Source organism: Mycobacterium sp. E3339, from assembly GCF_001666915.1.
GTDB lineage: Bacteria > Actinomycetota > Actinomycetes > Mycobacteriales > Mycobacteriaceae > Mycobacterium.
The window spans coordinates 20,259-29,964 of the sequence record NZ_LZIZ01000034.1 but is presented as its reverse complement, the minus strand read 5'-3'; the positions used below and the strand labels follow the sequence as shown (position 1 = coordinate 29,964).

10 protein-coding genes and 1 pseudogene are annotated in these 9,706 nt (G+C 68.4%); 6 read left to right on the top strand and 5 right to left on the bottom strand.

Going from position 1 to position 9,706, the window contains the following annotated elements; genetic code table 11:
- Positions 1 to 405: inositol monophosphatase family protein (locus A5702_RS02830; protein ID WP_304440330.1), on the top strand; the 405-nt coding region annotated here is incomplete at its 5' end.
- Positions 406 to 414: 9 nt separating this feature from the next.
- Here A5702_RS02830 and A5702_RS02825 read toward each other — a convergent pair.
- A pseudogene (locus tag A5702_RS02825) lies at positions 415 to 885 on the bottom strand (inositol monophosphatase family protein); the annotation flags it as partial.
- A gap of 133 nt (positions 886 to 1,018) precedes the next feature.
- Between A5702_RS02825 and A5702_RS02820 the strand changes: the two are divergent.
- Entirely contained in the window at positions 1,019 to 1,603 is a 585-nt protein-coding gene (locus A5702_RS02820) for a hypothetical protein (RefSeq protein ID WP_231633748.1), read from the top strand.
- Positions 1,604 to 1,663: 60 nt separating this feature from the next.
- Here A5702_RS02820 and A5702_RS02815 read toward each other — a convergent pair whose 3' ends face one another.
- Entirely contained in the window at positions 1,664 to 2,839 is a 1,176-nt protein-coding gene (locus A5702_RS02815; protein ID WP_068218074.1) for a thiolase family protein, read from the bottom strand.
- Between the two features lie 125 nt (positions 2,840 to 2,964).
- Here A5702_RS02815 and A5702_RS02810 point away from each other — a divergent pair, with 125 nt between their 5' ends.
- Entirely contained in the window at positions 2,965 to 3,357 is a 393-nt protein-coding gene (locus A5702_RS02810; RefSeq protein WP_068218070.1) for a hypothetical protein, read from the top strand.
- 64 nt (positions 3,358 to 3,421) lie between these two features.
- Here the strand turns inward: A5702_RS02810 and A5702_RS02805 are convergent, their stop codons facing one another.
- Positions 3,422 to 4,009, bottom strand: a complete 588-nt coding sequence (locus A5702_RS02805; RefSeq protein ID WP_055400076.1) for a TIGR03086 family metal-binding protein — start codon at positions 4,007 to 4,009, stop codon at positions 3,422 to 3,424.
- A gap of 80 nt (positions 4,010 to 4,089) precedes the next feature.
- Here A5702_RS02805 and A5702_RS02800 point away from each other — a divergent pair, with 80 nt between their 5' ends.
- Positions 4,090 to 4,977, top strand: a complete 888-nt coding sequence (locus A5702_RS02800; RefSeq protein ID WP_068218067.1) for a DMT family transporter — start codon at positions 4,090 to 4,092, stop codon at positions 4,975 to 4,977.
- Here the strand turns inward: A5702_RS02800 and A5702_RS02795 are convergent.
- Positions 4,969 to 5,343, bottom strand: coding sequence for a VOC family protein (locus A5702_RS02795; RefSeq protein WP_068218064.1), 375 nt, complete (start codon positions 5,341 to 5,343; stop codon positions 4,969 to 4,971). The genes A5702_RS02800 and A5702_RS02795 overlap by 9 nt on opposite strands.
- A 285-nt stretch (positions 5,344 to 5,628) precedes the next feature.
- Between A5702_RS02795 and A5702_RS02790 the strand changes: the two genes are divergently transcribed.
- Positions 5,629 to 6,957: a magnesium transporter MgtE N-terminal domain-containing protein gene (locus A5702_RS02790; RefSeq protein WP_068218061.1), complete on the top strand. Its 1,329-nt coding sequence runs from the start codon at positions 5,629 to 5,631 to the stop codon at positions 6,955 to 6,957.
- Positions 6,954 to 8,588 (top strand): Nramp family divalent metal transporter, encoded by a 1,635-nt coding sequence (locus tag A5702_RS02785; protein ID WP_068218057.1) that lies wholly within the window; start codon positions 6,954 to 6,956, stop codon positions 8,586 to 8,588. Before A5702_RS02790 ends, A5702_RS02785 begins: the two co-directional genes overlap by 4 nt.
- Here the strand turns inward: A5702_RS02785 and A5702_RS02780 are convergent.
- Entirely contained in the window at positions 8,578 to 9,603 is a 1,026-nt protein-coding gene (locus A5702_RS02780; RefSeq protein WP_068218055.1) for a TIGR03617 family F420-dependent LLM class oxidoreductase, read from the bottom strand. The genes A5702_RS02785 and A5702_RS02780 overlap by 11 nt on opposite strands.
- Positions 9,604 to 9,706 lie beyond the last annotated feature (103 nt).

Below are 9,706 nucleotides of genomic sequence, written 5' to 3'. Positions count from 1 at the left end.
GGCCGCCTTCGTGGTGCTGAAGCTGACGCAGGGCAACCAAACCGCCGGGCGGCCGACCACCCAGCCCGCGCCCCCGGCAAGCCGCGCATCGTGGTGTCGCGCACCCGCCCGCCCGCCATCGCGCTGAGCGTCCGCGACGCCCTGGACGGCGTGCTGGTGGAAATGGGTTCGGCGGGGGCCAAGGTGGCTTCGCTCGTCCAGGGATTGTCCGATGTGTACGTGCACGCCGGCGGCCAATTCGAATGGGACTCGGCCGCCCCGGTGGCCGTGGCCCGGGCCGCGGGCCTGCACACCTCGCGCATCGACGGCTCGGGGCTGGCTTACAACCAGCCCGATCCAAAGCTGCCGGATTTGGTGGTCTGCCGTCCCGAGTTGGCCGAGGCTGTACTGGCGGTCACGCGCTGAGAGCGCTTATACCACAATCGATTTCGGGCGCAAGAGGATCTCAGTGAGCGCCGGGCCGCCGCGGCGCCTGGCGGCGGGCGGCGTGGCGACGTCGGGGGTGGCGAGGGTGATGCCCTGCGCAGGCAGCGCCACCGCCCCGGCCACCAGCTCACCGGCGTCCCACAGCGCGACGTGCACCGCCCAGTCGTCGCGCCCGAGCTCGGAGAATTCCCGCGTCCCGTCCAGCGGGTCCACGATCCACACCCGGTCCGCACGCAGCCGGACCGGATTGTCGACACCCTCCTCGGACAGCACCGCGTCGTCGGGGCGCTCGTCGGCCAGCGCTCCCATCAAGAAGTCATGGGATCGCTTGTCCCCCGCGGCTTTCCGCTCACTCGCTTCGGCGTCGGCGAACTCATCGCGGACCGTGAGCAGCAGCCGCCCGGCCTCGGTGGCCAGCCGCGCGGCCAGGTCGTGGTCATCCGTCAGCTGCAACGCCATCACATTCCTTAAGTTGGCAGTGTTGACCAACTTTACCCTGCCAACTCGATGCCTGCGGGCACCGCCCCGAACGGAGGGGTTCGGCCGTAATCTGGTGAACGTGAGCGGGGGAAACGTTCCTTCATTGAGCCGGTTGCGAAGCATTCCACGGGGGCGACTGATCGTCATCGGCGTTGTCTCGGCGGTAGCGCTGGCCGGTGTGCTGGCCTTCGTGGTGCTGAAGCTGACGCAGGGCAACCAAACCGCCGGGCGGCCGACCACCCAGCCCGCGCCCCCGCAGAGCTTCGCCATCCCGGGCTGTTACAACCTGTCGGTTCCGCCGGTCGAGCGTCCCAAACGCCTCAACGTCCTGGGGTGCGCGAGCGTCGCCGTTGCGCTGCAAGACATGTCGTGGAGCTCGTGGGGCCCGCAGGGCGCGGATGGGACCGGCACGGCGGTATTCAAGGTCTGCGACCCGAACTGCGCGGCCGGGTATCAGCTCACCGAGCCGGTCGTCGTGCATGCCTGGAATCCACAGCCGCCGCGGCGCGAGGCCATCTGCCAGGTCGGCCTGAACATCTTCGCCGACATGATCCTGGCGTTCCCCAAGGGCGTCCCGCCACCGACCGTGCAGAAGATGAACACCCAATACAACGGGCAGCCGGCGGTGCACTTCGCCAATTACTCGAGCGGGGACACCCGCGGCACCCAGTTCATCGGCTACACGTACTGCAACTAGCCGCTACAGCTTGGTGGCGGCGACCCGCTTCGCCCGGCTTCACCGCCCTCGCGATCGCCGCTAAACCTCGATCACCACGGCGCCGCCCTGGCCACCGCCGGCGCACATGGCCGCGACGCCGATGCCGCCGCCCCTGCGGGCCAGTTCGTAGGCCAGCGTGGTCACCATGCGCGCACCCGAGGCCGCGATGGGGTGCCCGAGGCTGCAACCGCTACCGGAGAAGTTCACCTTCTCCTCGTCGATGCCGTACTCCCGGCACGCCGCGATCGGCACGGATGCGAACGCCTCGTTGATCTCCCACAGCGCCACGTCGTCGACCGACAGGCCGGCGCGCTGCAGCACCTTGCCGATGACCTTGACGGCGCCCAGGCCGGTGTCCCGCGGGGCGACGCCCGCGGCGGCCCACGCCCGGACGGTGCCCATCACGTTCAGGTTCTCGGCGGCGGCGTACTCGCGGTCGACGAGGGCAACCGCCGCCGCGGCGTCGTTGGTGCCGCTGCTGTTGCCGGCGGTGATCGAGAACCCCTCGATCTCCGGGTGCAGCACCTTGAGCGCGGCGAGCTTCTCCACGGTGGTGTCCCGGCGGGGGTGTTCGTCGACGGAGAACTCGGTGACCGAACCGTCGAACTGGGTGACCTTCAGCGGGACGATCTCGTCGACGAACTTGCCCGCGTCCATGGCCGCGATGGCGCGCTGATGTGACCGGGCGGCCCAGGCGTCCATTTCTTCGCGACTGATGCCCACCGCCTGGGCGGTGTTCCAGCCCACGGTGATCGACATGTCCTTGGCGGGGGCGTCCGGCGTCTCGACGTGAGTCGGCGGCATCCAGCGTTCCTCGAACTTGAGCTCCGGGCCGGGGATGCGCCAGTTGGTCAGCGGCGTCATCGACAGCGACTGCACGCCGCCGGCGATGAGCACGCGCTCCATCCCGGAGCCGATCTGGGCCGCGGCGTTGCCGATGGCGGTCAGGCTGCCCGCGCAGTGCCGGTTCACCGACTGCCCGGGAATGTCCTCCATGCCGGTCGCGGTGGCCGCATACCGCGCCAAATCGCCGCCGCCGTAGTGGGATTCGGCGAAGATGATGTCGTCGATGTCGGACGGGTCGACGCCGGACCTGCGAACGACCTCCGGAAGCACAGTGGTGATCAGTGTCTCGGGCGGCGTGTTGACGAGCGTGCCCTTGAAGGAGCGGCCGATCGCCGTCCGGACCGCTCCGACAATGACGGGTGTGGCCATGCTTTTCATCCTCGAACTGTCGTGGGCGTGAAAGATATGTCGCGCCGAGTTTACACTAATCGCCTCGAGCGTAACGCCGCGGCTCCCGATCGGCGGGCCCGCGACTGCGGCGTTACGCTCGCGCGATGAGCACCACACCCCTCGCAAAACCCGACACCACCCAGACCGCCGCGTACCGGGTCGCGGCGATGCTCGTCGGCGTAGGCACGCTGCACTTCCTCGCGCCCAAGCCGTTCGACACGATCGTCCCCGCCGAGCTACCGGGCAGCGCCCGGTTCTACACCTACGCCTCCGGGGTGGCCGAGATCGGCGTCGGCGCGGCGCTGGTCCCCCGACGCACCCGCCGATTGGCCGCGCTCGCGGCGGCTGCGTTGTTCATTGGGGTGTTCCCGGCGAACGTCAACATGTGCCGGTTGTGGTGGAACAAACCCTGGCCCATGCGGATCGCCGCCTTCGCCCGGCTGCCGCTGCAAATACCGATGATCACCACCGCGCTGAAGATCAGCCGCAACAGCTGACCCGTCACACTAGTGACGGGGGTCAGTGCGGTTCAGCCGCAAAACCCTTGTGCGGCACTCGAACTCACGCCTCGACGTCGACCGAACGGCCGAGGAACGCCATGAGTCGGGCGGTCGGCGTCGCATCGCCCGGCGCGGGTTGGGCCGGCCCGAAGCCCGCTGGTCGCCGCAACAGGTGCTCCGGGACCGACTCCACCAGCCCGCGGCACAGTTCCAGCAGGTCCCCGGGCAGCTCGATCAGTCGGCCCTGGGAACGATGAATGTCCCAAGCGTGCATGGCCAGGTCCGACACCGGATAGGTCAGCGCTCGGCGCAGCGGGACTTCACCTTCTGGGGATCTCCGCGGTCCGTCGAATTCGGCGGCCGGCAACGCCGCGGCCAGCCGCCCTGCCAGCTCGCGCAGCCGCTCCGCCGGGTTGTCGCACATCCAGTCGGAAGGCTGCGACGGCCGGTCCCAGAGCTCGCCGTCTTCAACCAGGGTCACGACTTTCGCGGCGCTGCCGGTGACATGCCCGACCAGCTCGCGCACGCTCCAACCTTCGAGGTTGGACGGCTGGTCCCAGTGCTCCGGTGAGACCTGGTCGACGGCCTCGATGAGCAGATCGATCGCCTCGGTGGCCAGCACGCCGATCCGGGCGTTCGTGTCGTTCATGGCGTGCATCCCCTCGAAACGCCGTGTCGCGTACCGTCCAGAAGTCTAGGGTCGCAACGCCGGATACACAGGAGGTCCGCTTGGGCAAAACGGATATCGCGGCGGTCTTGGCGGTTGCATCCGCCCTGATGGTGGGTATCGGAGACGTCATCCAGCAGCGATCCGCCCAAGAGGTCACCGACAAGCCTGTTGGCACCGTCGCCCTGTTTCGCCGGCTGCTGCGCGATCGGCAGTGGTGGACGGGCAGCCTGGTGGCCGGCGCCGGTTTCGGGTTCCAGGCCGCCGCGCTGGGGATGGGTTCCGTCGTGCTCGTTCAGGCGCTGCTGGTGACGTCGTTGCTGTTCGCGCTGCTCATCAGCGCGCGGATCAACCATCGGAGAATCACTGCGCGACAAGCGGTCTGGGCCGTCCTGCTGGCCGCGGCGGTCGCGGTGGTGGTGACGGTCGGCGACCCGCAGGAGGGCACTCCGCGAGGGTCTCTGCATACCTGGACCATCGTGGCGCTGGTCATGGGCCCGGCGCTGATCCTGTGCGTGGTCGGCGCGCGCCTGTTCCCCGGTGCGGTCGGCGCGATGCTGCTGGGTTTGATGTCCGGCTCGCTGTGGGGGTTGTTCTCCGTGTTGACCAAGGGTGTGGTCGACCAGCTCGACCGCGGCATCCCGGCCCTGCTGCGCACACCCGAGGTGTACGTGTGGGCGGTCGTCGCGATCGCGGCCACCGCCTGGGAACAATCGGCGTTTCGGGCGGGCCCGCTCACCGCGTCGCTGCCGGCGACGACCGTCGCCGAGCCCGTCGTCGGATCGGTGCTCGGTGTCACCGTGCTCGGTGAGACGCTGCGCACCAACGACATCGGCATGGTGGCACTGGTCCTGTCGGTCGTGGTGATGGCGGCGGCGACGGTGGCGCTCACCCGCAGCCAGGCCGCGTCCGCCCCGCCGGCGGACGAAAAGCCCGCGGTATCAGCTTGATCGGCCGCGCGAACCGACGCGGTGCGCCGTGCCGTCCGGATCGACATAGGCGAATTCGCGGAGCCCATAGGGAGTGTCCTGCGGGGGGATCAGGCGGCCCTCAAGGCCTTCCAGCGCCGCCCACTCCGCATAGAGGCCGTCGGCATCACTGACATAGAGGTACACGCTTGCGGCGGTTCGCAATGGGTCGTGCTCATCCCACTCGGTGAGGTGAATGGATACGGATCCGCGGTCGACGAAGCCGTAACGATCTGGTCCGTCGTATGCACGTGCAGCGAAGCCGAGTCGTCGATAGCGGGCCAAAGCGACGTCGAGATTCCGGACCGGGACGATCGGGGCTACGGAGGAGAAGTCGACTGCGGTCACGCCGCGAACATATCGCCTGGCCCGACATCGGTGGCGCCAGCATCGCCAATCGGATCGCCGGGAAGATCGGCAACCAATGGCACCGCAATAGCCGCCCGCCGTTCACCCGGCGGCGGTAGTCGCTCGCTGCGGCCCCGGCGTACGATCTTGCGGCCGAACCCGGTGAAGCGACCACACTTGCACCATCACCGATCCTGGCGGTAAGCCGTACCTGCACACGACGTCGCGACGTGGCTTCGTGCAGGCTGATCGGAGAGTCGGTCGCGGGGTGTCGAGGAGGAACGAATGAGCGCATCGGAGACGGTGGCCGAAGGCGGCGGCCGACCAGTGATCCACCTCTCGCAACTACTGCGCGCGCCGGTGCTGGCCCGCGCCGGGGAGACCGTGGGCCGCGTCGAGGACGTGATCGTGCGGCTGCGGGGCGCGGACGAGTACCCGCTCGTGACCGGGATCGTGGCGGGGGTCGGCGGCCGGCGGGTGTTCATCGGCGACAAATCCATCGATGAGTACGCCGCCGACCGAGTCCTGTTGACCAAGAACAAGGTTGACCTTCGCGGCTTCGAGCGCCGGGACGGCGAGGTGCTGTTGCGCACCGACGTGTTGGGACATCGGCTGATCGACGTGGCCAACGTCGAGCTGATCCGCGCCTACGACGTTGAGCTCGAGGACACCGGCGCCGGATGGATGCTTACGCGGGTTGACACCCGACGGCCACCCCGGCTGTTCGGGCTGATCAAGCAGTCCGGTGGACACGCGGCTCGCGACTGGAAGGCGTTCGAGCCGCTGATCGGTGACGCTCGGTCCGACGCCGTCCGGCGCCTGTCGGACCGATTCGGCGAGTTCAAAGCCGCCGAAATCGCCGACCTTCTCGAAGAGGCGGACAAGGCCGAGGGCGGCGAGATCCTCGACCGCGTGCGCAGCGACCCCGAGCTGGAAGCCGACGTCTTCGAGGAGTTGGAGCCGGAGAAGGCCAGCCGGCTGCTCGACGGCATGCCTGACAACGAGGTCGCCGCCCTGCTGGGCCGGATGCGGGCCGACGACGCTGCCGACGCCATCGCCGACCTGCGCCAGTCGCGCCGCCGGCGCGTGCTGGATCTGATGCCGGGCCCGCAGCGCACCAAGGTCATCACCCTGATGGGCTTCAATCCCGAAAGCGCCGGCGGGCTGATGAACGTCGACTTTGTTTCCTGCGCCGCCTCGATCACCGCGGCGGAAGCGCTGAACCTGATCGCGAACGCCCGCACCATACAGCCGGAGGCGCTGATCAAGGTGCATGTGATCGACGAGGAGAGACGGCTCGACGGCGTCGTCTCGGTGATCGCCCTGCTGCAGGCACCGGCCGGGGAAGTCCTTGAGCGACTGATGGATTCGGACCCGGTGCGGGTCACGGCGGACGCCGATCTGACGGACATCGCACTGTTGATGGCCGACTTCAACCTCTATTCCATCCCGGTGGTCGACGACCAGGACCGCGTGCTGGGGGTGGTCACCGTCGACGATGTGCTCGAGGCGACCATTCCCGAGGATTGGCGACGGCGCGAACCGGCGCCGCGTCCCGTTCGCGAGGTCCCCGGTGACCAAGGCACCCGCGTGCCGGGAGGTAACCCGCTGTGAGCACAGGTCGCGAGGACACCAACCGGCGCAGCGCGGTGCTCGACACGGCGCATCTCGGTGACATCGAGGGCGCGTTCGGTCGGATCAGCGTCGGCGAAACCGAGCACGCCCGCACCTGGAAAACGCGGTTGCTGACGCTGCTGGCGATCGTCGGTCCCGGAATCATCGTGATGGTCGGCGACAACGACGCCGGCGGCGTCGCCACGTATGCCCAAGCGGGACAGAACTACGGCTACTCCCTGCTGTGGGTGCTCTTGTTGTTGATCCCCGTGCTGATCGTCAACCAGGAGATGGTGGTGCGGCTCGGGGCGGTCACCGGGGTCGGGCACGCGCGGCTCATCAACGAACGCTTCGGCCGTGGCTGGGGCTGGTTCTCGGTCGGCGACCTGTTCCTGCTCAACTTCCTGACGATCGTCACCGAATTCATCGGCATCACCCTGGCCGCGGAATTCATCGGCATCTCCAAGTACGTCGTGGTGCCGGTCTCGGCGGTGGCCCTGGTCGCGATCATGGCGAGCGGAAGCTTCCGCCGCTGGGAGCGCGCGATGTTCGTCTTTATCGCCGTCACGTTGCTGCAGATCCCAATGCTGCTGATGTCCCACCCGCAGTGGGCACAGGCGGCGAAATCCTTAGTGGTGCCCACCATTTCGGGAGGCGTCAGCTCGGATGCGGTGCTGCTCATCATCGCCATCGTGGGGACCACCGTGGCGCCCTGGCAGTTGTTCTTCCAGCAGTCCAACGTCGTCGACAAACGCATTACCCCGCGGTTCATCGGATACGAGCGCGCCGACACCGTGCTGGGCGCCTTCGTCGTGGTCATCGGCGCCGCGGCGCTCGTGATGACCGGCGAATGGGCGGCACGCTCCACCAGCAGCGTCGGCGGTTTCACCGACGCCGGGGCGACCGCGCACCTGCTGGGCGAACACCGGGCGACGCTCGGCTGGATTTTCGCCATCGTGCTGATGGACGCCTCCATCATCGGCGCCGCCGCGGTGACCCTGGCCACCAGCTACGCATTCGGTGACGTGTTCGGCCTGAAGCACTCGCTGCACCGTGGGTTCGCAGACGCCAAACAGTTCTATTTTTCCTACACCGCGATGGTGGTGGTGGCCGCGGCCATCGTCCTGATCCCCGGCGCCCCGCTCGGGCTGATCACCACCGCCGTGCAGGCCCTTGCCGGCCTATTGCTGCCCAGCGCCAGCGTATTTCTACTGCTGCTGTGCAACGACCGAGAGGTGTTGGGGCCGTGGGTCAATCGGCCGTGGCTCAACTGGGTTGCCGGGTTGATCGTCGGCACGCTGCTGCTGTTGTCGGGAATCCTGATGACCACCACGCTGTTCCGCGACCTCAACGTCGTGGCGGTGGCCGGCTACCTGGCCCTGGCACTGGCCATACTCGCGGCGGCGGCGGTACCGGTGCTGCGCTGGATGTCGCGCCGTCAGCCTGCAGCGCCCGCGGCGCGGCTTCCGGCGCGCGGGGTAGACCGCAATACGTGGCGAATGCCGCCCTTGACGCTGCTCGAACCAGTCACCTGGTCACCGGGCACCCGGCTCGGGATGATCGCCTTGCGCGCCTACCTGATCGTCGGCGCACTGCTGCTGGTGGTCAAGGCGATTCAGCTCAGTCACTGACGGCGTGTTGAATGCGGCGGGCCACCTCGCCGTACCGCTCGAACCGTTCCGGATCGCCGACGGCGTTGTAAAGCACCAGGCGCGTGGCCTTTCCGGCGTACTTCTCGGTGAGCGCGTCGGCCAACCCATCCCACGTCGACTCGGTCGCGAAGGCGGCGACGTGGTCGTCGCTGACCTGGGCCGCCATGCCGGCGAAGTCACCGGCCTTCTGCTTCTCGCGGATCCGGGCCGTGGTGCCCTCGAACCCGGCCTGGTCCCAGATGAACGCGTAGTTCGGGGTGCTGCCGTAGAAGGCCATGCTGGCGCGCACCCCTTCTCGTTGCTTGTCGCGCTCCTCGTCGGTGTCACCGACGATGGTCATCACGGGCACGATCACCGCAAGGTCCGACGGTGAGCGCCCGGCCTTCGCCGCCCCGTCGGCGATGTTCGGCAACACGTGCCGGGCGATGTAGCCCGGCTCCCCGATGGGATGCACGTGCACCCCGTCGGCCACCTCGCCCGCCATCCGCAGCATCCACGGATTGACCGCTGCGATATCGACTTTCGGATCGGGGGCGTCGATGGGACCCGGGCTCCATTGCGGGGTGATGAAGTCGAGGTCGTAGAAGTCGCCGTGGTGATCGAGCGTCCCGGATCGAAAGGCGGCGAAGCACGCCTTGACCGCGAAGAGGTAGTCGCGCAGCCGCGGGCCGGGCCGCTCGAACGCCACACCGTAACGCCGGACGACATGGGTGCGCACCTGGGTGCCGAGCCCCAGCCGGAAGTTGCCGCCGGTCGCTTCCTGCAGCTCCCAGGCCGTGGCCGCCGTGATGAAGGGACTTCGCGGGAAGGCCACCGCCACGCCCGTGGACAGCTCGAGGCCGGGAGCGGCCTGCGACGCGACGGCGGCGTTGAGATAGGCCGTGCGCCCCGTCTCGGTAAACAACAAACCGGAGAAGCCGGCCGATTGCGTTCGCCGGGCCAGCTCGCCGATCTGGTGTAGCGGTTGCGGGACCGTCATCGCGTCGACGTGCATCCTCGGAGCCTACGTGTGGCTTGCCCCTTGCTGGGCGACCGCGTCAGGGTGTTAGCTCTGTAGTCGGCAGCAACCACCGCCGCTTGCGCTAACGGAAGGCTCG